Origin of the sequence: Lysobacter arenosi (genome assembly GCF_016613475.2) — a bacterium.
GTDB lineage: Bacteria > Pseudomonadota > Gammaproteobacteria > Xanthomonadales > Xanthomonadaceae > Lysobacter_J > Lysobacter_J arenosi.
Genome location: NZ_CP071517.1, coordinates 198,155 through 219,044, shown reverse-complemented (window position 1 = coordinate 219,044; position 20,890 = coordinate 198,155). Strand labels below are relative to the sequence as shown.

The following is a 20,890-nucleotide window of genomic DNA, read 5'->3' as shown; positions in this document are numbered from 1 at the left end:
CTGCAGGCACACGCCTTGCGATACGCCTACGCCTGCGACCTGTTGGACCTGTATCAGGCGGATGGCTTCAGCAAGGGAGAGGCCGAGGCACAGACCTCGATGGACCTGGGGCACGGAGACGGTCGTGGGAGGTACGTGCGGCGAGTGTATGCGCGCTACGATTCCCCGCCATGAATGATCAGCCACTCCAACTAACGGTCCATTTGCGCTTAGGCGCCTACTACGCCTTGGACGCCAAGCAGTTCTTCGATCGCTATTTGATGACCTGCAACGTCATGGAGCACTCGGCGTGGAAGTTCAAGTGCTTCACAGACCTGCTCATGGCCGCAGAATGCGCGCTCAAAGCGCACATATGCGCTGCCTCGAATCCGCCCCCAGCGGCAGAGATGCTAAGGGGCTTCCGCAACGGCCAAGGACACAAGATTGACGACCTGGCAGATCTGGCTCATCAATCGAGCGCATCCCCGATCTTCGAGCGCGTTAAGGCGCTACTTGGAAGGCATCAAGTCCATCTGCGATATTCATTGGAAGCCGAGCAAGGAGTGTTCATCCTCTCCGACCTCAGCTATAAGCCCCACGATGCTAGCTGGGCGAATATCGCAACGAATGCTGTGGAAGACCTTATAAGCGCCCTGCCTCGCTTTCCGGACCTGCCGAAAGACTGGGATCAACGCGTAGCGTTTGAGCGCGAGCTGTACGTATCGTACAGAGACTCTTTTCGACGCAAGAGATCGTAGGCGTCGTTTCCCATTTTTGGACGAAGCTACTTCGCTCCAGCTTCCCTTGGGCAAGCTAACCGCACCAATCCTTAGGGATTGGTGGGATCCTTCCTTTTGCGGGGTTTGTACGGTCTCAGTCGCTCTCCACCTAAGCGGCGGGCCAACGTGGAATCCGCCTGCATCAGCTCGGCCACAGGCTGCGACGTGCTTTTTCGTGGCTTGTAGGGACGTTGCCGAACTGGTCTTAGGTTGGCCAGCAGGCCGGAATCGCTGGCCGGCGGTCGGCGACTGGCTTCCCAAGCCGGCGATCTGTCGATCGCTGCAAAGAGATCGGCACGCGAGTAAAGCTTCTTGCCAAGGAATCTGCGCGGAGCGATCCCTAGCGAACGGTAGCCATCGCGGAAGGTGGACAGGGCGACGCCACAGTACTCCGCGGCCTTGAGCCCGGTCCGGCGATTGAGTACAACGGGCTTGCGGAAGGGCAAGCCATTGAGTTTCACGAGACGAATGTCTTTGGATTTGGCGACTAGCGGGGCTAGTTAAGCGGCCAGATCCATCAGGACACGCGCGCCGTTAGACGCGGTGTGGACGGGCATGTAGCGGATGCCCGCTTGTTCGGCCTCGTGTCGAGTTTCCGAACGTGCTTCGGCCAGTAGGCAGCTTCGGCTTTACGGAGCACCAGCCCGAGAACGACGTATGCTCCGCCGGCCCAGAGAGCGGCGTTGATTAGAAGACCCAAGTACCCAAGGCTGACGGGCAACAGCGAGATCGGAAACGCAAGAATGCTGGACAGCACGATCTGATCTTTGCTTGGAGTGCACGGAGTAAGCGAATCGGCACAAGCAATGAAAGTGCCCATGAAAGCAATGTTGCCGAACAAGTTGGCCAGCGCGGCGAGCGCTGGGACTACAGTCAGTACCGCCTTACGAAAGTTCATCTGGCCTTGAATGTCCGCATTGGGTCGGAAGCGGACATTAGCACTAGCTTCCCGGCTGCCCCTTCCCCAACGCCTGTTCCGGCTAGATGCCGTCGTTCAACTTCAGATGTCCTCCGCGCGCTATTGCACGGGTACGTCGATGTCGTAGTCGATGCGCAGCAGGCCACCATCGGGGCCTACCCGGGCGCTGCTGACAAAGCGAACTTCCTTGCCAAGTTTGCGCCGCAGGTACTCGCGTGGCGAGATCGCCTTCTTCGGGCACGTTCCGCTCACGTCGGTGATGTTCACGGTGCCGGTTGTGGCGCTGTCGTAGCAGACAACCTTACCCTGGCGCCCGTCCCACCACTGCCCGGCGGGTACCTCCAGCTGGCGGCGCTCGGTGTTCTTCAGTCCGGGCGGGGTCGCGGTTGCGGCAAGCGTCAGGGCGCCGTCATCCCCATCCAAGACCTCAACGCGACGCAACGTGGCCGAGGCGCCGTACTCCTCGGCGACGAGTTGCGCCGGAGTGATGAACTCGCCGTCGCACGGACGCGGCTCTCCGGGCACCGGCGTTGCACCCTCGGGCAGCGGCAACAGCCGCCTGCAGACGATCGGCTGGCCGTCTTCGCCGCGCTTCCAGCGCGGCTTGCCAATCTGCATGGTCACCTGCATCTGCCGCGAGTTTGGCGATGGCATCGCGCCAATCGGTACTATCGGGCCCAGGCTTTTGTCTGTGACGAACTCGTAGCCTGCCAACCATGCATGCTCGGGCTTGGCTAGACGCTCGCGCATCTGCGGCTCGTGGTTGAGCAAGGTCAGCACGCGACCCATCACGCGCATCTGTGTTTCGTCGTCGAGTGGCTCGGAGATCGGGCCGCCGGCATAGAGGTCGCCAACGTAGTTGAGCTTTCCTGCCTCGATGCTGAAGTGCGGCGACTTGTCGGGTGGCACCGGGCTATTGTCCGTGGCGCTGTAGAGCTGGCCCACGTAGTAGCGACCGGACTTCAATCGGATCGTCCTGAAGCCACCGGCGCAGTGGAGGCTGCCATCCGCCTTCAGCGGGCCGAAGAAGCCAGCGCTCGACGTGCCTTCGGCAAAGACCTGCACGCCACCCACCGGGCCTCCGCAGGTCATGTTCGTTAGCAGGATACCTTCCCCCGGGTTGAGGGTGTCCTTCGCATCAAACGACCCGCTCGAGGCTGGCGCTGCCACGCACGCCGCCAGCGCCGCAATCCACGCGATCCGCTTCATCCTTGCCCCCTGGTTTCCCCGGGCCGAGTCTGCCGTCGGGCATGGGGCATTTCAAGTCGGGCAAGGCGCTCCGATTCCAGGATCACCGGAGACTGGCTTGACGACCGCTTCGGGTCGGAAGCGGTCACTGGGCGCCGCCGAATTGTGGCGATCTGGAAGCCCTGCCCCAAGACCGGGCTCCAGCTTCTGGTACCTTCGCCCCGCCGCGTGTCGCGGCGGGGACAACTCCACAAGGACCAGGGGACTTCATGAAGAAGCGTTTCGCGTTAGCCGCGCTGCTTGCGGTTGCACCGTTTGCCACGCCCGCGCAGGGCATGAGTTACAGCTACGTCGAAGGCGGCTACGATCGGGCCGACATCGACGAAGAGTTTGGCGACGACACCGAAGTCGACGGCGCGTATGTCGGTGGATCGATCGAAGTCGGCAGCCGCTTCCACCTGCCGCACCACCAGGCCCTTCTTCGGTGATCCAACGCCCTACACGGTGACCGTGCGCGACCAGAGCTCCAACGCAAGCAGATTCGCCCTTGGCCTGCGTGGCTCGATGGACGATCGGCTCGAGGGTTGGGCCAAGGCCGGGTATCTCGGCGGCGGCGACTTCGAAGGCGGGTTCTCGGCCACGCTCGGCACTCAGGTCAAGTTGGGCCGGACGTGGGGCGTAGTCGCAGAACTGGAGTTCGCCGAATCATGGAACCAGTACCGCGTGGGTGTGCGCGCCAGTTTCTAGTGCTTCCTTCAGAGCCATGCGGACCCGACTTCGGTCGGGTCTGCTTTAGTGGCTGGGGATCGATGCCATGCAATCGTGCGCCACTGGCGAGCTCGCGTTACCGACCCAAGGATCGTTATTCCGATTCAGTGCCCGGGAGCACGCGCGGCGACCGCCAGGCGGCGCCAGCCCAGCATCAGCGCCAGGTCGCGCGGCGGCGCGTGGAATGGGTGGGCGTTGCTCATCGACCGACAGTACTAGAAGGCAAAGGGAGCTGCCTTCCCTTCCCCAGATAGGTTTTGCATCTTGACACATTTAGATAGTTAGCTAACTATCACAATATGAGCCAGGTGTTCAAAGCCCTTTCCGACCCGACCCGACGGCAGGTACTGCAACTTCTGCGGAAAGGCCCACTGACCGCGGGGGAGCTTAGCGACCACTTCGACGTCTCCAAGCCGACGATGTCTGCCCACTTCGCTGTGTTGAAGGAGGCGGACCTGGTCCACGCGGAGAAGTCGGGGAAGTCCGTCATCTACCACCTGAAGCTGTCGGTGCTGGAGGAAGCATTGCTCGGCTTCGTTCATTCCTTCGGCGTTGGCGCCGAGAAACCGAAGGCCAGGAAGGAGAAGGCACGGTGAACAAAGAGCTGGTTTCAGACCTCGCCTGGGGTGTCGGCATCGTGGTGCTCGCGCTGGCCTCGAGTTACGCGCGCAAGCTGGGCTACATCGAAGCCGACACGGTGACGCGAATCGTCATGTGTGCCACGGGCTTGATGGTGGCCTGGTTCGGCAACCGGATGCCCAAGAAGTTCGTCCCCAACGCATTGGCACGCAAGGCCGCACGCGTCGGCGGCTGGTCGATGGCACTTAGTGGACTGATCTATGCCGCGCTCTGGGTGTTCGCCCCGAAGCAGGTCGCAGTAGCGGGAGGATCTGCCGCCGTCATCCTGGGAATACTGGTGACAATCGGCTACTGCCTGTCGTTGCGCAGCAAAGCAAAGACGCATTCCGCCCGCTGAAGCGCTGCAGAAGTCCGACACTGACTACGAGAACATGCGGGCCGGTGCCGGTCAGTAGCGTTCAAATGAAGAGGGCCGCTAGCCCCATTCAGGGGTCTGGCGGCCCTCCGGCGCCTGGCGCTGAAAGCGCGCTTGCGTCGGCCGATTCGGCTCGTCCAGGAGGTCGGCGGAAGTGCCTGCTCCTCGTTTCCGGATCGACCAGCGTAACGTAGCGCGCGTTGCGAAATTCCAGCGTGATGGTTACGCCGTCCAGGCAATACCTGGTACTAACAATTGCCTGCCTGACATCCCTTGTAATTGCCGATCTCAACGTCGAGGTCAAGGCGCTCATCCAGGAGCCAACGAAGGCGTGGATCGCCGGCGATCGACCCGCCAATTCGGGCAAACAGCAATCAGCTAGGCTCGAACTTCCTGGAAGTGAACTGGAAGTGGCCTGAAGTAACCAGGAACCCACCGACCCGGAGGCAACATGGAATTGCTGACTTCAGTCGTACTCGCTGCCGCACTCGCCGCTGGACCGGCCACGCCGGCTGCGGAATCCCTGGATACCGTCGCTGCCCCCACGGACGCCATCAGCGCCGGCGATCTCGACGAGCGGGTCCGCTTCGTTGCCAATTTCCCCAACGAGCTGTACCGCCTCTACGGAAGCGAGGCCGCCGGGAAAGGCCAATGGAATGATGCACTGCGCAATTTCACCAAGGCCGCGCATTACGCCGACAAGTATTCGCAGCACCGCATCAGCCTGATGTATTGGCACGGCGCAGGCGTGGCGCGCGATCCGGCACTGGCTTATGCGTGGGCAGACCTTGCCGCCGAGCGAGCCTATCCGGCCTTCCTGGTGCTGCGCGAGAAGATCTGGATGTCGCTGAACCCGGCAGAGAAGGACCCTGCCCTGAGCGAGGGTGAAGCGCTGTACGCGAAGTACGGCGACAAGGTGGCCAAGCGACGCCTGGCTGCGGCGATCCTCCGGCAGAACACCCAGATCACCGGCAGCCGCACCGGCCAGATAACCAGCAAGGTCCAGGTGCGCTCACCTCCGGCAGGCGCCGCCGATCTGTGGGACAACGCCAGCTACGAGATGAACTCGATGTATGCCAGCTGGCGACTGGATCCGGAACGGTACTGGGCGGTCGAAGACGCGATCTGGAAGGACGGTGCCGTCGAGATCGGTCCCGCCGAAAAGACCGGGAACAGCGAGCCGCAGCGGCCGTAGATCAGCTGCTGCGCAGGTACTCGCGCACCTCGTCGGCGGAGGTACCCGCGGCGCGCAGCTCGTAGACCGGCATCGCGCAGGTGATCAGCGCTTCTGATACGGATGGAAGATGTAGTTCTTGTCGGCCACCTTCACATGGCAGGCATGACCACAATCCGAGACGCCCGTCGGATCGACCGTCATCGTGTCATTGGCAGCGCTGTAGTTGAACAGCGCATACCCCCAGCCGCCGCTCTTCGGAAACCGCTTGCTGTCCTTCTCCATCAGGAAGGCCTGCGTGAAGACGTCCGGCACGTCGACATCGAACGGGGCGTCGGTGCTCTTCTTCGGCTTCCACTGGAGCTTCGCGATCTTGGCCCCATCAGGGAACGGTTGGCCGTTGCCCGGAATGCCGGACTTGTACGCCTTGATCATGATCGGGTTGGCGACGATCACTTTCAGTACATCGGTCTTCGCAGAGGACACCACCGCCCAGTCCTCGTAACCCTTGAAGTCGGCGAACGCGACTCCGCTGGGCGATACGAGTGCGTACTTGTCTTGAGCGCCGATGGCGACGCCTGCCACGACAGCAAGCGCAGCCGCTGCCGAGGCAATCCAGAGTTTGGTCTTGCGATTCATGGTTGTTCCTTTGCGGTCAGCGTCCGGCCGGCTTCCCCGGCGAATTGAACTTCACGGTTTGCGAGGTCAGCAGCCCACCCTCAGGATCGACCGCCTCGATCAGAACTTTGTGTTCGCCACGAGGCAGGTTGACCAGAATGATGGTGTCGCTGCGGCCGTAGTCCGCCCATGCCCACGGCAGGTCGTCGACGGTGATGTGCAGGTGGCCTATTCGTGGCGAGACGTTCTTAGAATGGGGTCCGCCGACAGGAAGGATGCGCAGGTTCTCCACCCGGTACGGGATGTAGGCGACGCCGGTCGCGAGTGGTCCCGGCAGTGGTTGCCCCACGATCAACCTGGGGGCGGGCTCATTCTCGACGGGCACCACCAGTGACGTCGGACCCTGTGCGAAGCAGTTCGCCGCGATCAGCAGCCCGCCCGCAGTCGCTGCGAGCGCCTTGTTGAATGCGTTCATTCCCTTCTCCGTGTTCTAGGCGCTTTCGAGGACGATGGATCTCACGTCCATCGTGATGGGCGCGAAGCTCTTGTCCGCGACGCCATTGGCGTCATGCAGGTAGACGCGTCGATGCGTTGGGAAGACGAAGCCGTCGAAGGTCCGGTGATCGTCGCTGTAGTGCGCTACCGGCGGGCTGCCGGTGACGTCTGGCGAGTAATCCATGCGCCGCTGCATGAACGCTTCGTCGAAGTAGAAGACCTGCTCGGCATTGTGGTTTGCGTTGGATTTCGGGAACGTCACGGCCAATCGCCGCCAGGTCTCGGCGCCCTCGGTCCACGGCTCGATCTCCCTTGCTTCAACACCGGCACGCGCGAACACGAACGGGGCAGTCAGGTAGTTCCAGACCGCTGCGCTGGTGAAGTAAGCCACCTGGATTGCGTCCCACGGCGTAGTCATGGGATCGAATGGCAACGGGAAAGAACCACGCGGATGCAGGCGCTCTTCGACGACTTCGCCACCGTTGGAAGTCAGTGCGACGCGTTCGGGATCGACATCCAGTACAGACGTGCGGCCAGTGCCCGTGAACGGGGCAAACCGGATGTGCTGATTGTGCGGGTCGAGGGTGACGGTCTGGCCGGCGTAGACGTCGGGCCATCCCCTTGCGGCCCAGAAGGGACCTCCCAGGGACATGTCAGCCGTGATCTGTTTGACGGCGGCCCATTTCTTCAGGTCGCCATGTGCATCGAGAACTGCCTTTAGCAAGGTGTCCATCTTCGTATCCATGGGAACGTTCTGGTTGGAGTGCGTTCGGGATCGAACCGGCAAATGGGCGCAGCAATCCCCAGCCACGTGGCGATGCCGACGTGGGGCATTGGTGAAATGGGTCACTGCGTGGAGCGGAGCGGCACGAACGTCGATTTGCTGGGCACAGTGCCCGCAGCAAACGGTTGGGGTTCGTCGAAAAGCGCCTACTCCGTAAGCGCCACGGCGTGGATAGACCGGGGGGACCGCGGGCTACTGCCTTGTGTTGATACCGGCTGTGCCGGCCGCGAGGCAATCTCTATTGCTCGCTATCCATCTTCTACGCCTCGTGCATGCGGACCGCAACACTAACCAGGATCGCTGCCCTGGGACGGTCATGACGGCCTGTGGCGCAAAACGAGGGATCTACGTCGTTTAGGCCGCGAGGCAACCGGCGTAGATTCTGCGCCGAACCCCCGGAACCGGGCCACAGGAAACGTCATGAACACTCGCATTCACAAGGGCACCGCCCTGATCACGGGCGCCTCGTCCGGCATCGGTGCCGTTTACGCCGACCGCCTCGCTCGCGACGGCTACGATCTGATCCTCGTCGCCCGCCGGGCCGACAAGCTTCGCGACCTGGCGCGGGAGCTGACCACACGCACAGGCCGCTCGGTCGAAACCATCGCCGCCGATCTCACCGATCCCGACGGCGTGGCCCGTGTGCAGGAAGCACTGCGCACGGACGCCAGCATCACGATGCTCGTCAACAACGCCGGCATCGGAGCGACCGCACCGCTGCTGCAGTCGAGCATCGACGACATGGAACGCATGATCACGCTGAACGTGAACGTGCTGACCCGCCTGGCCTACGCCGTCGCGCCTGCGTTCGTCGCCCGCGGCACCGGCACGATCATCAACATCGCCTCCATCGTCGCCTTGGCACCGGAACTTCTCAACGGCGTCTACGGCGGCAGCAAGGCGTACGTACTGGCGTTCTCGCAGTCGCTCCAGCACGAACTTGCCGACAAGGGCGTTCGCGTCCAGGCCGTACTGCCGGGTGCCACCGCTACCGACTTCTGGGACGTGGCAGGACTGCCGGTTGCCCACCTGCCGCAGGAGATCGTGATGCCGGTGGAGGCGATGGTCGATGCCGCACTGGCAGGCCTCGCGCAGGGCGAGCTGGTCACCATTCCCGCGCTGGCCGAACTCAAGGACTGGAACGCGCTGGAAAGCGCACGCAAGGCCTTGGCGCCGCAGCTGTCGAGCTCCGCCCCTGCGCCGCGCTACCGCACCGCGCCCACTGCGATCAATTGACTGACGGTGGCGGGCGATCGCGCAGATTGCCCGCTTCCGAAGCATCCCCCTCCCTCGCTCCGATTTCCCTTTGCACTGCATTCCGCAGTGCTTCCCCGCGGCCCTGCCGCACCAACCTCCCCCAGAGAAATTGCAATGACCGACAACACCCGCAACAAGACCGCCAGCTTGCTTGGCATCACATTGGCCGGCCTGGTCCTCAGCGGTTCGGCGTTCGCCGTACAGCCGCTGGCGCAGGGCTACATGCTCGGCGCCGCCCATGCAGCCGCCGAAGGCAAGTGCGGCGAAGGCAAGTGCGGTAGCACCGAGGCCAAGCCGGGCGCCCAGAAGTCCGCATCCAAGACTGCCGAAGGAAAGTGTGGCGAAGGCCAGTGCGGCGACGCGATCTTCAACTCGATCGACACCGACGACGACGCCCGAATCTCGCGCGCCGAGTTCCTGAAGGTCGCGCCGAAGGGCGTTGCCGTGTTCGCCAAGAAGGACACGAACAAGGATGGCTACATCGACGAGATGGAGTCCTACCTGAGCGTCAAGGCCGCTTACAACGAGAACGGCCGCGAGCTGCCCACGGGCCTGTTTTCCACCAAGGAATAAGCAGGTCGCTGTACCACGCGCCCCCGCGCCAGCGCGGGGGCGCACTTGAACGCTTGCCATCGCTGGCTCCAGTCCCCTACCCGAGTGATCCCCATGTCCAACTTCGACACGCCTGCCAACCTCGTCGCGCCCTCCGAAGCAGGTGACTTGACCGGGCTCGGCGTCGCCGCCGCGGCCACCGCGATCCGCACCGGCGAAATGTCCTCCGAGAGCTATGCGACAGCCCTGCTTCGGCAGGCACGCGCGAACGCGGACCTGGATGCGTTCATCTCGATCGACGAAACGGCGGTACTGAGCGCAGCACGGGATGCGGACAAAGCCCGCACTCAAGGCTCCACTCATCCGCTCCTCGGTGTACCGTTGGGCGTGAAGGACAGTTATCTGACGCAGGGCCTTCGCACCACGCTCGGCATCGGCAACCTGCACGAATTCGTACCCGACCAGGACGCCACGGTCGTCCGAGCCGTGAAGGCCGCCGGCGGCATCGTGTTCGGCAAGAACAACCTGGTCGAGATGTCCTACGGACTGACCGGCCACAACGGCGCCCATGGACAGGCCAGGAATCCGCGCGGTCGCGCACACGTCACCGGTGGATCGTCCAGCGGTGCTGGCGCTTCGGTCGGTGCGCACATCGTTCCCGCCGCCCTCGGTGGTGACACGGTAGGTTCGATCCGCGTGCCTGCCTCGTTCTGTGGTGTCGTCGGCTTCAAGCCGGGCCCGGGCCGATGGTCCGGCGACGGTGTCGCGCCCATCTCCCATGTACTCGACACCCCCGGCGTGCTCGCGCGCAGCGTCGAGGACTGTGCGCTGATCGACCAGGTCGTCACCGGTGCCCTGCCCCATGCGTCGCCCCGCCACCCGGGTCTCGATGGTATGCGCCTGGCGTATGCGCCACGCCAGCACCTCGAGCGGATCGACGCGGATGTGGAGCGCGCCTTCCGCGAGACGCTGCGCCGGCTGCGTGACTCGGGCGCCGATGTCGTCGAGATCGATCTCGGCGACGACTTCTTCGCGATCTCCGAGGCAGCGACGTGGACCATCTTCCTGCGCGAGACGATGCCGTCGATCTCCGGGTTCCTGCAACAGCACCGCGTACCAACTTCGTTCGACGAGATCTTCAAGGCGCTGAAGCCCGGCCTAAGGGACGCATGGGCGCATCTCGTCCTGCCGGATGGCGCCGGCTTTGCCACGCAGGATGTCTACCTTGAGGCACTCAACGTCCACCGTCCCGAGATCCAGCGTCGCTTCGACAAGGTCTTCACCGGTGCCGGCGCCGACGCACTCCTGCTGCCGACCACACCCCGCGCTGCGCCGCTGATCGAGCAGCAGACGAGCTTCACCATCGCCGGCGAAGCGGTCAGCGATCTCGCGCTGGCCAGGCATACCGTCGCGGCGAGCCTCGCTGGCCTGCCCGGCATCAGCCTGCCGATGGGCGTATCGGACACCGGCCTTCCGATCGGGCTTGAACTCGACGGCGCCGCTGGCAGCGACCGCAAGCTGCTCGATGTGGCGCGTCGTGTCGAGGCGGCGATCGGCTGAGTGTCGCAACGAACTTCCTGAGCGCAGAACCACCAACAGACAATGAGTATTGAATCGTGACCATCATCAAAGCCGCCGCCGTACAGTTCAGCCCGGTGCTCTACAGCCGCGAAGCGACCGTCGACAAGGTCGTGCGCAAGATCCTCGAGCTTGGCGAGCTGGGCGTGCAGTTCGCCACGTTCCCGGAAACCGTGGTGCCGTACTACCCTTATTTCTCGGCGGTCCAGACGCCGCTCGAACTCCTGGCCGGAAAGGAACACCTTCGACTGCTCGACCAGGCTGTCACTGTGCCATCGGCCGCGACCGATGCAATCGGCCAGGCCGCGCGCAAGGCCGGCATGGTGGTCTCCATCGGCGTCAACGAACGCGATGGCGGCACCTTGTACAACACCCAGCTGTTGTTCGACGCCGATGGCACGCTGGTCCAGCGCCGCCGCAAGATCACGCCGACGCATTTCGAACGGATGATCTGGGGCGAGGGTGATGGTTCTGGCCTGCGGGCCGCCGACACCCGGGTCGGACGCATCGGCCAACTGGCTTGTTTCGAGCACAACAACCCCTTGGCGCGCTATGCACTGATGGCCGACGGAGAACAGATCCATTCGGCGATGTACCCAGGCTCAGCGTTTGGCGAAGGGTTCGCGCAGCGGATGGAGATCAATATCCGCCAGCACGCACTCGAGTCCGGCTGCTTCGTGGTCAACGCCACTGCGTGGCTGGATGCCGATCAGCAAGCACGGATCATGCAGGACACCGGATGCGCGATCGAGCCGATCTCGGGCGGTTGCTTCACGGCGATCGTGGCGCCGGATGGAATGCTGATCGGCGAGCCTTTGCGCTCCGGCGAAGGCGTCGTGATCGCCGACCTGGATTTCTCGCTGATCGACCGTCGCAAGATGCTCATGGACTCCCGCGGCCACTACAACCGGCCCGAACTGCTGTCGCTGCTGATCGATCGCACCCCCGCGACCAACTTCCATGAGCGACAGGGCTTCCCTGCCGCTGAAGCCCGCAGCGGTATGGAGATTCTCTAGCGTCGCATGGCCGCGTCGGGTCGCTGGCGTGCTGTCAGGCCAGCGCCTCGCCCATGCGGGCATTGCGGCGCAGCACCTGGGGCGGCTGCCCGAACGCACGCAGGAAAGCGCGACGCATGCGCTCTGTGTCGGCAAAGCCGGTCTCGGTGGCGACTTCGTCCATCGAGTGCCGGCTCTGCTCGACCATCACGCGCGCCGCTTCGACCCGCAGGTGTTCAACCGCCTTCGCAGGCGACTGCCCGGTTTCCGCACGAAAGGCGCGCGTGAACTGGCGCGGGCTCAAGTGCGCCGCCTCGGCCAGCTCCTCGACCGTAAGCGGCGCGCGCAGGTTCTGCCGCGCGTAAGCAAGCGCGCTCTGGATCCGGTCGGACTTGGCATCGAGTTCCAACAGCGCGGAGTGCTGCGACTGGCCTCCGGCACGGCGATGGTAGACGACGAGGTTCTGCGCCACCTTGCGCGACAGGTCCGCGCCGAAGTCCTTCTCGATCATGCCCAGGGCAACGTCGACGCTCGCACTCATCCCCGCCGACGTCCAGATGTTTCCGTCGATGATGTAGATCCGATCGTCCTCGACATGCGCTTGCGGAAACTGCTTCTGGAGGTCGCGCGCATGGAACCAGTGCGTGGTGACGCGACGGCCATCCAGCAGGCCGGTTTCACCGAGGATGAACGCACCCGTGCACACCGACGCCGTGCGACGCGCGGTCTCGGTGGCCCTGCGAACCTGCCGGAGCAGCTCAGGGGTGGACGGCGCCGGCACCAGCAGGCCGGTGACGATCAGCGTATCGACCCGGTTGCGGGCCAACGGCCGGGTTTCGACCGGGATACCGAAGGAGTTCATTACCGGCCCGCCGCGTTCCGACAGCAGCAGAACGCGGTACAGCTGTTCCTTGGCAACGACGTTGGCCAGTTCGAACGCGGATGCCGCGGCCAGGCCCATGATCTGGAACCCGGGCGGAAGGACGAAACCAACGGTAAGCATGACGGGAAACTCGGACGGCCTGAAAAGAGGTATATGGCACATCCCGCCACTTTCAACCCGCCCGGGGCCGGCTGCTGGCCATGCAGCCGGCAGAAGGCGCCGCGACCCCATTCAGATCTAGATCTGAGCCAGCATCAACACATAACCATCCGGATCCTCGAGCCTGCACTCGCCGCCTGGCATGTAGAACGGGTACTTGATCTCGCCCGGCCCGTGGCCGAGCTCCACCAGGGCGGCGCGGGTCTGTTTGATGTCGTCGAAGTAGAGGTAGAAGAGAATGGCTTGCTGGGAAGAATCAACCGGTCCCGATGCCAGGCCGACCATCAGATTGGCCTTCTCGCTCACCAGCCAGGCCCAGACGGGGATGGTGCTCCCTTCCGGGACAACGCTGTTGCCCACCTTGAAACCGAGATCAGCGTAGAACCGGATGCTTCGCTCGACGTCGGCGACGTGTGCAAAAGCGACGAGCGACCTTGTCTGGGCTGCCATGTGACCTCCGATGCTGCCGATGCGGCGACGGCGGAATGAGCTTATGCACGCCGCACCACGTCAGCAAGCCGGCCTCGGAGATCAGAATGCCCGGCTGATCGTGAAGCTCCCGAACACAGGTGTCTCGCGCTGGCCATCGAACTCGCGTGTGCCGTGGTAGCGGGCCAGCGCGAACTTCCAGCGATGACGCATCAGGGCAACGCCGTAACCGATGTTGGCCACGGCATGCCGCTTGTCGACGCTGTGGCTGTCGCGGAAGGTGTTGCCGTCCAGCGTGATGTCGTACAACACCCAGCGCGTATCGAAGGTCACGAACAGATGCGCGCCCGGCACGTACTGGCTCTGCGGCTCGCGCGTCGGGGCCGTGTTCTCGCCTGCCGGGCGCAGCGGCGTGCTGCCGAAGTCGTCGGGGAGGTTCACGCCGAAGCGGAACTCCGCGCCGGTGTTGAGGTAGGTCGCCAGGTTGCCGAAGCTGCCGCCGTAGTGGGCGATCGTGTCCCAGCCCCACCCGTGCGCGCCGTCGCTGGAGGAGAAACGACGCATGCGCTCGTGGACGATGCGGAAGACCGGCTCGTTCTCGAGCTGGTTGTCCCAGCCGCGGAATTTCTCGCTGCCGGTGATCTGGTGCACGGCATCCTGCGCCTGCTTGCCCAGCGCGGCCGGCCCGACGATGCCGATCTGCAGCTGCGTGGTGCGCAGCGTGTCGCCCTCGCGTGCGTTGTAGCCCAGGCCAACCAGCAACGCGGCGACATACGGCCGGTCATCCTCGATCAGGTCGCTGCGACTGAAGTCGGTCGGTGTGAAGATGCCCTGGGCGAAAGTCGCGATCATGTTCTGCTGCTCGAACGTCTCCGGTTGGAGCGCGCCCAGGTAGCTGTTGACCCATTGGGCGAGCCGCGGGATGCAGGGATCGTTCGTGTAGTCGCGCAGGTTGGGCGAGACCAGCGTCAGCTGCACGCCGTTGCTGTAGCCCTGGTCCTGGCCGCCGATCACGTCGTTGTCGACGCGCAGGTTGACGATGGGCGGAAGCCGCGTGCGACCGCTGGTGCAGTCCTCACGACCGTGTGCCTGGGCGGTTCCTAGGGAGCAAAACGAGATCGCAGTGGCTGCCAGCAGCCACTTGCCAATGAACTGGGAACGCATGTTGTCCTGCTATCAAGCCCCGGGGCGCGCCATCGGGCTTGACCGGTACGGGCATTGGGTTGGGGCTTCTGGTCCGCCGTATCGTCGTGTCGCTGATCGGTAATTCGCGGAGACGCCGCGCCGACGTAGGTTGTCCCGTGCACGAACGGGTGGAAAGTGCACGCCCTTTACAGCAGCCTCGACGACCTGACACCCGTCGTCTTCGTTACGGCGGACAAAGCGTTTGTGGCCGCAAGAGTAGAGTCCCGCCCCCGCCGTGGGTAGCCCTCGTGACGGACCCTGTGTGTTGCCCACAGCGCAACAATCTTCCGACCTGGCGAATCCGGACGCGGCGCGCCCTCGCGCTACGGCGAGCCACCGGCCTTCGCCGCAACCTCGGCGATGCGCTCCAGCGGCACGTCTTCGACGTCCTCGGAAACCACGCGCGCTACGCGACCTTCGCCATCGCGCTCGAATCGCAGCGGCCCAAGGCCACCGTCCATCGCGAACCTGGACTGCGTCAGCGCCACCAGTTCCTTTGGCGGCGCCTCGCCATCGACCATGTGCAGCTTGCCGTGCAGCAGCTCGATCCGCAGGGTCCAGTCGTACTCGTCGATACGATAGCTGCCGACATAGTCACGCAGCAGGCGCTCGGGCACTGCTATCCCGCGCACTGGCACGAGGCGGTTGGCACTTCCCAGGGGATGTTGCCCTCCACACACCGCGCAGGCGGTGCCCGGACCGAGATTGCTGATGCGATGGGAGACGGGATAGCGCGTCTTGAGGAATGCATGCAGGGCGGTGAGGTCGTCGTCGCTGAGACGACGATAGAAGAGCCACGGCATCTCCGGCGCGAGCAGACCTGCCTTGCCGGTACGGATCACCTGGATGAAGCCCGCCGCGTCGTACGACATGCCGGTCGGGTCGGGAGTGATGTTGGCGCTGAACACCGTGCGCCCATCCCGCCCGACCTCGTTGCCTCCGGCAAAGGCACCAGGCAGCCGCTTGCCGTCCCACAACGTGTGGCAGCCGCCGCAGTCGGCAAGGCCGGCAAGGTAGCGACCGCGCTCTTCGGGTGTGGCGTGCGGGGGTTCGGACACTGGCGAGGTGATCGGCCGGGGCTCGCCGACAAAGCGTTTGACCTGCTCGTCCGAGAGCACTGTCTGCGGCAGCGTGTTGCGCACGGCGGGCAGCGATCGCAGATACACCACCACCGATGCCAGGTCCTCGTCGGAAAGCAACCGGAACGACCGGTACCACATCTGCGGATGCAGCAGGCGACCGTCATGGCCGATGCCCTCGCGTATCGCGCGGGCGAGCATGTCGTCGCTCCATCGGCCCGCACCGGTATGTGGCTCGGGTGTGATGTTCGGCGCGACCAGCCATGTCTTGCCGTCGGTCTTCCAGACCCGACCCGCATACGCGCGGCCAGCAGGGATGGGTCCGCCCGGCTTGTGCCAGTCGCGCTCGGAATGGCAGGCGGCGCAAGCAAGGATGCCTTCGGCCAGGTACTCGCCACGGGCTCGCCGTGCGTCGGTTCGTTCGAATGTGCGGTCGGTAAGGGGCCGCACCTTCAGGCCCGGGATCGGGGCGAGCTGCACGATGGGCTTGGGTGCGTACGCCAGGGATGCGGGATCGCCCGCGGAGCAACTTGCCAGCACCAGTGCAAGCACGTGCGCCAGGCCGAGCCGGACATACGACGTCATCGCGATGCTCCGCTGCTGGGCCTTAGCGCTTCAACGGCCCGCAGGTCATTGCCCGGCCATGATGTCCGTTCATTTCGGTCCGGCGACGCCTGTCAGCGTTCATTGCAAGCTGAATAGCGGCCCCGGTTTCGACCGCGACTTTTTCTCGCACACGGGGTTGTTCGGTGCGGCTCGAAGGGCTGCTAGATTCGGACCCCTGTCACATTACAGTTGGGGGACTGTATGCGACCTCTCGTTTTCTCCTTGCTCGCGCTTTTGACGGCGTCGGGCTGGGAAACCGCGCATGCGCACGGCGGCGGCCTCGACAAGAACGGCTGCCACACCAATCGAAAGACCGGTGACTACCACTGCCATCGAGGGCCGGCCGCATCCGCGACGCCGGGCGCCTCAGAGGTATTTCGCAACTGCGCCGAAGCCCGCGCAGCTGGAGCCGCGCCCGTCCGGCGAGGCGAAGCAGGCTATGGAAGCCATCTCGACCGCGATGGCGATGGTGTCGGCTGCGAGCCGTATCACGGCCGCTAGTCCTCCACCTCCATACGAATCAGCAGCAGGCACCATGCGCAGAAGAATCACCGACACCAGCCGATACCTCAGCTACGTACTGCGTCATGCACCCGGCGCGATCGGGCTGACGCTGGATCGCGAAGGATGGGCAGACATCGACGACCTGATCGCCAGTGCGCGACAGGCCGGCCACACGCTCGACCCGCGCGTGATCCGCGCCGTCGTCGAAGGCAACGACAAGCAGCGCTTCGCCCTGTCGGTCTGTGGCCAGCGCATCCGTGCGGTGCAGGGGCATTCGACCGATGCCGTTACCATCCAGCGCGAACCGGCGTTGCCGCCCGAACGCCTGTTCCACGGCACTGCAACCCGATTCCTCGACTCCATCCTCGTCGAGGGACTGCGGCCGGGCATCCGCCACCACGTCCACCTGTCGGAGGACATCGCCGCCGCCGCGCAGGTCGGGCAGCGGCATGGCACGCCGGTGGTGCTGACGATCCAATCCAGGCAAATGCACCAGCAGGGTTACGCGTTCTATCTGGCCGACAACGGCGTGTGGCTGACCGGGCCGATCCCGAAAACGTTCATCACGACCTGAGCGAAGGCACTACGCCGCCTCGGCCAGGTGCACGAACAGACGCCCCAGCGTCACCACGTCCTGCAGGTTGTGCTCGGCCACGCGGCGCAGGTTGTGCGATGAGCCGCCGCGCAGGAACGACAGCCATGCCGCCGGCGCTTCAGAGCCCGGCAGGTCGTCTTCGCGGACGATGCGCAGCGCCTCACGTTCGATCGTGGCCAGCCGGCAGTTCTCCCATACGCCGCGATAGCGGCGCCGGGTCGGGAACAGCAGGTCGACGTGGTCGAGCGCGCTGATCGGATCGCCCATGCGCGCCAGGCGGAAGCGGGTCTTCAGCAGCGGCGCGTCGTAGCACCTTCCGTTGTAGCTGCACAGCACGGTTCTCGCTGACAGCCATTGCGCGAACGTGCGCAGCATCGCCGGTTCGGCTGCGAGCGTGGTGATGGTCAGCTGGCGGATGCGCAACGTGCCTGCGCTCCAGTCGGCGGCGCCGATCATGAAAGCGCGGGTGCCGGTGCCGCCGGCCAGCCCGGTGGTCTCGGTATCGAAGAACAGCAGCGCATCGGTGTCCACCGAGTCTTCGCGTTTGGCGAACGCCAATGGCACCGACGGTGGTGCGCGCATGGGTTGGGTGGACTCGGCCAGGAACAACCCGGGTTCGATCTCGATGCCCGGGATGCTGCGATCGCGGGAGGCCAACGGTGCAGGCGCATGACGCTGGCGCACGCCGAGCATGCGTCGCAGCGCGTCAAGCTGGGCGCCCGGGTCGGGCCGTGGCGCGCCGACAACGGGTGCGGCAAACAGCGCCTGCGGAACCCCATCCTCGCCAGCACGATTGCCGCTTGCCGTTTCACCCGCCTGCCTGCGCAGCGCGCGCAACTTCTCGAGGGTGACCGTCATGTGCCCACCACGTTGACGTTTACGTCGGACGCCAGCTCGCGGGCTTCGATCAGCAACGACAGCACCCGGCGCGCCAGCGCCTTCGGCGTGGCGCCCTCGCCTTCCTCGCTCGCGGCCAGGATCGGACCAACGCAAGCCGGACAGCCACTGCGGCAATCGCATCGCTCGACCAGTTCCATCGCGCGCAGCACCAGCTCTTCCTGGCGTCGCCACAACGGCTCGCTGAGGCCAACGCCGCCGGGGAAGTTGTCGTACAGGTAGACCGTCGGTACGAACTGCTGCACGTCCGCCAGTTCGATGCTGCCTTCCACGCCACGCAGTGTGCCGCGACCGCCCTGGTCGCTGCTGACAAACCAGGCGCCGTCGCCGTTGCCGACGGCCTTCTGAAGGTCGCGCGCGTCGGCCATCACGGCCACCGTCGCGACGATGTGCAGCGCATAGGCTGCGCCGAGGAAGCCGTCGAGCGCGTCCTGTCGGCTGGCGAACCACGACAGCAACGTCGCCTGCGGCAGCTGCCACCACACCGAAGTGGTGTGCAGCTCCTGGTCGGGCAGGTTGACCGGACCGTAGCCGATGTTCTCGTGGGTGTAGTAGCGGATCTTCTTGTAGCCCGACACCCGCCTGACCACGTGCACCTCGCCATGGCTGGCATCGCCCTGGCCCGCGGCACAGCCGTCGAAACGCTCGAGCACCTTGAGCTTGGTGTAGTCGATGGAGTCGGTGTAGTAGTCGACATGCGTGCGCTGCACGTAGGCCTTTCGCCCTTCCCAGTCCAGCCGCTCGACCTGGTACGGCGTGGACTGGACCATGTGGATCGCGCCCTCGTACAGCGTCAGCGCCGCCGCCGAGTAGTCGACCTCGGCAATGATTGTCTGGCGACCGTCGGTGCGGTCGACGACGACGAAGTTGCCGTCGGCGACCGACCGCAGCGACACCGCGTTGGCGGGGTAGCTGTCGGCAATCCACTCCCAGCGCTCGCCCTCGCGATGGACCACGGCGGACTCGGCCAGCGCTTCCAGGTACACCTCCGGCTCGATCGGCCCGAACATCTCGCGCACGTGGAAAGGCAGCTCGAAGGCCGCGCAGCGGATGTGGTCGAACAGGATCAGCGGCTGGTCCGGCGCGGTGCGCGCATGCTCGGGCGGGCTGTCGGCGAAGAAGTCCGGATGCCGCACCATGTACTGGTCCAGCGGTTGCGAATTGGCAACCAGGATTCCGAGGCTGGGCTGCTGCCTGCGGCCGGCGCGGCCGAAGCGCTGCCAGGTCGCGGCGACGGTGCCCGGGTAACCGTTGAGCACAACCACGTCGAGGCTGCCGATGTCGACGCCCAGTTCGAGCGCCGAGGTCGAGATGATGCCGTCGATGCGGCCATCACGCATCGCCCGCTCGGCGTCGCGGCGCTCGCTTGGCAGGTAGCCGCCGCGGTAGGCGCGGATGCGCGGCGGTTTGCGCGGGTCGTGGTCGAACACGTCCTTGAGGTACTTCGTCAGCACCTCGACCATCAGCCGCGATTGCGCGAACACCAGCGTCTTCAGCCCGGACTTGATGCCGATGCGGGCGATGCGATTGCTCTGCGAGCGCGCCGAGGCGCGCAGGCCGAGGTCGGCATTGACCACCGGCGGGTTCCACAACAACACATGCTTGTCGCCGGTCGGCGCGCCGGATTCGGTAATGGCGTGCACGCGGTCTTCGATCAAGGCTTCGGCATGTGCCTGCGGGTTGCCGATCGTCGCCGAGCACAGGATGAACTGTGGCCGCGCGCCATAGAACGCGCAGATCCGCTTGAGCCTGCGCAGCACGTTGGTGACATGGCTGCCGAAAACGCCGCGATAGGTATGCACCTCGTCGATCACCACGTAGCGCAGGTTCTCGAAGAACTGCGCCCACTTGGTGTGATGCGGCAGGATCGCCTGGTGCAGCATGTCCGGGTTCGACACGACGATGTCGCCGTGCAGGCGGATCGCCTGGCGCGCATCGCCCGGCGTATCGCCGTCGAAGGTGAACGCCTTGACGCCGAGATCGCCGGCGCGATTGAGCTCCAGCAGTTCGGCGACTTGGTCCTGCGCCAGCGCCTTGGTCGGAAACAGGTACAGCGCCTTGGCCCGCGAGGTCATCGCCGCGGCGACCACCGGCAGCGTGTAGCACAGCGATTTGCCCGACGCGGTCGGCGTGACGATGGCCACGTTGTCGCCGCGGCCTGCCGCCTCCCACGCCTGAGCCTGGTGGCTGTAGAGGCGTTCGATCCCGCGTGCACGCAAGGCCTGCGCCAACGACGGCGGCAGGTCCGATGGCAGGTCCGCATACCGCCCTTCGCTGCCCGGAACGGTGAAGCTGCCGGTGATGCGGCCGGCATAGCGCCGCGACAGCGCCTGCGCGAGCAGGCCGCTGTCCGCTGCGCCACTATCAATGAAGGCAGGGCCGTCCTCGCGCAAGGCGATTGCGCGCTCGTCGCTGTCGTGGTTCAGGGCAAGCGCATGGGTGGGCGGCGACATCGTCTTCTCCTGCTGGGCGC

23 protein-coding genes are annotated in these 20,890 nt (G+C 64.8%); 13 read left to right on the top strand and 10 right to left on the bottom strand.

Annotated elements, in window-relative coordinates; genetic code table 11:
- The first annotated feature begins 170 nt into the window (after positions 1-170).
- Positions 171-737 (top strand): hypothetical protein, encoded by a 567-nt coding sequence (locus HIV01_RS01120; RefSeq protein ID WP_200604452.1) that lies wholly within the window; start codon positions 171-173, stop codon positions 735-737.
- Between the two features lie 1,039 nt (positions 738-1,776).
- Here HIV01_RS01120 and HIV01_RS01115 read toward each other — a convergent pair.
- Complete coding sequence (locus HIV01_RS01115) at positions 1,777-2,886, bottom strand: hypothetical protein (RefSeq protein ID WP_207527044.1); 1,110 nt, start codon at positions 2,884-2,886, stop codon at positions 1,777-1,779.
- A gap of 248 nt (positions 2,887-3,134) precedes the next feature.
- Between HIV01_RS01115 and HIV01_RS01110 the strand changes: the two genes are divergently transcribed.
- The 6 genes from HIV01_RS01110 (at position 3,135) to HIV01_RS01085 (ending at position 5,822) form a co-directional block, all read left to right on the top strand.
- Positions 3,135-3,353: a hypothetical protein gene (locus HIV01_RS01110; protein WP_200604450.1), complete on the top strand. Its 219-nt coding sequence runs from the start codon at positions 3,135-3,137 to the stop codon at positions 3,351-3,353.
- 76 nt (positions 3,354-3,429) lie between these two features.
- The gene (locus tag HIV01_RS01105) at positions 3,430-3,612 is read left to right on the top strand and encodes a hypothetical protein (RefSeq protein WP_207527043.1); all 183 of its coding nucleotides are present in this window, start codon (positions 3,430-3,432) and stop codon (positions 3,610-3,612) included.
- A gap of 320 nt (positions 3,613-3,932) precedes the next feature.
- Positions 3,933-4,229: an autorepressor SdpR family transcription factor gene (locus tag HIV01_RS01100; protein ID WP_200604448.1), complete on the top strand. Its 297-nt coding sequence runs from the start codon at positions 3,933-3,935 to the stop codon at positions 4,227-4,229.
- Entirely contained in the window at positions 4,226-4,609 is a 384-nt protein-coding gene (locus HIV01_RS01095; protein ID WP_200604447.1) for an SdpI family protein, read from the top strand. The genes HIV01_RS01100 and HIV01_RS01095 overlap by 4 nt, the downstream gene beginning before the upstream one ends.
- Positions 4,610-4,845: 236 nt before the next feature.
- On the top strand, positions 4,846-5,046 hold the full coding sequence (locus HIV01_RS01090; RefSeq protein ID WP_200604446.1) for a hypothetical protein: 201 nt from the start codon (positions 4,846-4,848) through the stop codon (positions 5,044-5,046).
- A 32-nt stretch (positions 5,047-5,078) separates the two neighbouring features.
- Complete coding sequence (locus HIV01_RS01085; RefSeq protein WP_200604445.1) at positions 5,079-5,822, top strand: sel1 repeat family protein; 744 nt, start codon at positions 5,079-5,081, stop codon at positions 5,820-5,822.
- Between the two features lie 84 nt (positions 5,823-5,906).
- Here the strand turns inward: HIV01_RS01085 and HIV01_RS01080 are convergent, their stop codons facing one another.
- From HIV01_RS01080 to HIV01_RS01070, 3 genes are read right to left on the bottom strand one after another with little or no spacing between them, the layout of a single operon-like run.
- Complete coding sequence (locus tag HIV01_RS01080; RefSeq protein ID WP_200604444.1) at positions 5,907-6,440, bottom strand: cytochrome P460 family protein; 534 nt, start codon at positions 6,438-6,440, stop codon at positions 5,907-5,909.
- Between the two features lie 16 nt (positions 6,441-6,456).
- Positions 6,457-6,894: a DUF6130 family protein gene (locus tag HIV01_RS01075; protein ID WP_200604443.1), complete on the bottom strand. Its 438-nt coding sequence runs from the start codon at positions 6,892-6,894 to the stop codon at positions 6,457-6,459.
- 15 nt (positions 6,895-6,909) lie between these two features.
- On the bottom strand, positions 6,910-7,659 hold the full coding sequence (locus HIV01_RS01070; RefSeq protein WP_200604442.1) for a hypothetical protein: 750 nt from the start codon (positions 7,657-7,659) through the stop codon (positions 6,910-6,912).
- Positions 7,660-8,118: 459 nt separating this feature from the next.
- Between HIV01_RS01070 and HIV01_RS01065 the strand changes: the two genes are divergently transcribed.
- The 4 genes from HIV01_RS01065 (at position 8,119) to HIV01_RS01050 (ending at position 12,101) form a co-directional block, all read left to right on the top strand.
- On the top strand, positions 8,119-8,934 hold the full coding sequence (locus HIV01_RS01065) for an SDR family NAD(P)-dependent oxidoreductase (protein ID WP_200604441.1): 816 nt from the start codon (positions 8,119-8,121) through the stop codon (positions 8,932-8,934).
- 135 nt (positions 8,935-9,069) lie between these two features.
- A complete protein-coding gene (locus HIV01_RS01060; protein ID WP_200604440.1) occupies positions 9,070-9,528 on the top strand; it encodes an HvfA family oxazolone/thioamide-modified RiPP metallophore in 459 nt (152 codons plus the stop codon).
- 93 nt (positions 9,529-9,621) lie between these two features.
- Positions 9,622-11,067 (top strand): amidase family protein, encoded by a 1,446-nt coding sequence (locus tag HIV01_RS01055; RefSeq protein ID WP_200604439.1) that lies wholly within the window; start codon positions 9,622-9,624, stop codon positions 11,065-11,067.
- Between the two features lie 56 nt (positions 11,068-11,123).
- Positions 11,124-12,101, top strand: coding sequence for a carbon-nitrogen hydrolase family protein (locus HIV01_RS01050; RefSeq protein WP_207527042.1), 978 nt, complete (start codon positions 11,124-11,126; stop codon positions 12,099-12,101).
- 34 nt (positions 12,102-12,135) lie between these two features.
- On the opposite strand, the gene HIV01_RS01045 is transcribed toward HIV01_RS01050, so the two are convergent.
- The 4 genes from HIV01_RS01045 to HIV01_RS01030 form a co-directional block, all read right to left on the bottom strand.
- Positions 12,136-13,083, bottom strand: a complete 948-nt coding sequence (locus tag HIV01_RS01045; RefSeq protein ID WP_200604437.1) for a GlxA family transcriptional regulator — start codon at positions 13,081-13,083, stop codon at positions 12,136-12,138.
- A 117-nt stretch (positions 13,084-13,200) separates the two neighbouring features.
- A complete protein-coding gene (locus tag HIV01_RS01040) occupies positions 13,201-13,572 on the bottom strand; it encodes a VOC family protein (protein WP_200604436.1) in 372 nt (123 codons plus the stop codon).
- An 81-nt stretch (positions 13,573-13,653) separates the two neighbouring features.
- Entirely contained in the window at positions 13,654-14,715 is a 1,062-nt protein-coding gene (locus HIV01_RS01035; RefSeq protein WP_200604435.1) for a lipid A deacylase LpxR family protein, read from the bottom strand.
- 344 nt (positions 14,716-15,059) lie between these two features.
- The gene (locus tag HIV01_RS01030; protein ID WP_200604434.1) at positions 15,060-16,400 is read right to left on the bottom strand and encodes a c-type cytochrome; all 1,341 of its coding nucleotides are present in this window, start codon (positions 16,398-16,400) and stop codon (positions 15,060-15,062) included.
- Positions 16,401-16,622: 222 nt separating this feature from the next.
- Here HIV01_RS01030 and HIV01_RS18270 point away from each other — a divergent pair, with 222 nt between their 5' ends.
- Positions 16,623-16,922, top strand: a complete 300-nt coding sequence (locus tag HIV01_RS18270) for an excalibur calcium-binding domain-containing protein (RefSeq protein ID WP_425600244.1) — start codon at positions 16,623-16,625, stop codon at positions 16,920-16,922.
- Positions 16,923-16,956: 34 nt separating this feature from the next.
- Complete coding sequence (locus HIV01_RS01015; RefSeq protein WP_200604433.1) at positions 16,957-17,499, top strand: RNA 2'-phosphotransferase; 543 nt, start codon at positions 16,957-16,959, stop codon at positions 17,497-17,499.
- Between the two features lie 9 nt (positions 17,500-17,508).
- Here the strand turns inward: HIV01_RS01015 and HIV01_RS01010 are convergent, their stop codons facing one another.
- Both HIV01_RS01010 and HIV01_RS01005 read right to left on the bottom strand, forming a co-directional pair.
- Positions 17,509-18,378, bottom strand: a complete 870-nt coding sequence (locus HIV01_RS01010) for a ribonuclease H-like domain-containing protein (protein ID WP_200604432.1) — start codon at positions 18,376-18,378, stop codon at positions 17,509-17,511.
- On the bottom strand, positions 18,375-20,870 hold the full coding sequence (locus HIV01_RS01005) for a DEAD/DEAH box helicase (protein ID WP_200604431.1): 2,496 nt from the start codon (positions 20,868-20,870) through the stop codon (positions 18,375-18,377). The genes HIV01_RS01010 and HIV01_RS01005 overlap by 4 nt, the downstream gene beginning before the upstream one ends.
- Positions 20,871-20,890 lie beyond the last annotated feature (20 nt).

Bases quoted from the DNA above. Each gene is read 5' to 3' on its own strand.
- HIV01_RS01075 (WP_200604443.1), bottom strand. From the start codon at position 6,894: ATGAACGCATTCAACAAGGCGCTCGCAGCGACTGCGGGCGGGCTGCTG.
- HIV01_RS01005 (WP_200604431.1), bottom strand. From the start codon at position 20,870: ATGTCGCCGCCCACCCATGCGCTTGCCCTGAACCACGACAGCGACGAG.
- HIV01_RS01120 (WP_200604452.1), top strand. From the start codon at position 171: ATGAATGATCAGCCACTCCAACTAACGGTCCATTTGCGCTTAGGCGCC.
- HIV01_RS01085 (WP_200604445.1), top strand. From the start codon at position 5,079: ATGGAATTGCTGACTTCAGTCGTACTCGCTGCCGCACTCGCCGCTGGA.
- HIV01_RS01070 (WP_200604442.1), bottom strand. From the start codon at position 7,659: ATGGATACGAAGATGGACACCTTGCTAAAGGCAGTTCTCGATGCACAT.
- HIV01_RS01045 (WP_200604437.1), bottom strand. From the start codon at position 13,083: ATGCTTACCGTTGGTTTCGTCCTTCCGCCCGGGTTCCAGATCATGGGC.
- HIV01_RS01115 (WP_207527044.1), bottom strand. From the start codon at position 2,886: ATGAAGCGGATCGCGTGGATTGCGGCGCTGGCGGCGTGCGTGGCAGCG.
- HIV01_RS01060 (WP_200604440.1), top strand. From the start codon at position 9,070: ATGACCGACAACACCCGCAACAAGACCGCCAGCTTGCTTGGCATCACA.
- HIV01_RS01055 (WP_200604439.1), top strand. From the start codon at position 9,622: ATGTCCAACTTCGACACGCCTGCCAACCTCGTCGCGCCCTCCGAAGCA.
- HIV01_RS01090 (WP_200604446.1), top strand. From the start codon at position 4,846: ATGGTTACGCCGTCCAGGCAATACCTGGTACTAACAATTGCCTGCCTG.
- HIV01_RS01040 (WP_200604436.1), bottom strand. From the start codon at position 13,572: ATGGCAGCCCAGACAAGGTCGCTCGTCGCTTTTGCACACGTCGCCGAC.
- HIV01_RS01105 (WP_207527043.1), top strand. From the start codon at position 3,430: ATGGACGATCGGCTCGAGGGTTGGGCCAAGGCCGGGTATCTCGGCGGC.
- HIV01_RS01110 (WP_200604450.1), top strand. From the start codon at position 3,135: ATGAAGAAGCGTTTCGCGTTAGCCGCGCTGCTTGCGGTTGCACCGTTT.
- HIV01_RS01035 (WP_200604435.1), bottom strand. From the start codon at position 14,715: ATGCGTTCCCAGTTCATTGGCAAGTGGCTGCTGGCAGCCACTGCGATC.
- HIV01_RS01065 (WP_200604441.1), top strand. From the start codon at position 8,119: ATGAACACTCGCATTCACAAGGGCACCGCCCTGATCACGGGCGCCTCG.
- HIV01_RS01100 (WP_200604448.1), top strand. From the start codon at position 3,933: ATGAGCCAGGTGTTCAAAGCCCTTTCCGACCCGACCCGACGGCAGGTA.
- HIV01_RS18270 (WP_425600244.1), top strand. From the start codon at position 16,623: ATGCGACCTCTCGTTTTCTCCTTGCTCGCGCTTTTGACGGCGTCGGGC.
- HIV01_RS01030 (WP_200604434.1), bottom strand. From the start codon at position 16,400: ATGACGTCGTATGTCCGGCTCGGCCTGGCGCACGTGCTTGCACTGGTG.
- HIV01_RS01080 (WP_200604444.1), bottom strand. From the start codon at position 6,440: ATGAATCGCAAGACCAAACTCTGGATTGCCTCGGCAGCGGCTGCGCTT.
- HIV01_RS01015 (WP_200604433.1), top strand. From the start codon at position 16,957: ATGCGCAGAAGAATCACCGACACCAGCCGATACCTCAGCTACGTACTG.
- HIV01_RS01010 (WP_200604432.1), bottom strand. From the start codon at position 18,378: ATGACGGTCACCCTCGAGAAGTTGCGCGCGCTGCGCAGGCAGGCGGGT.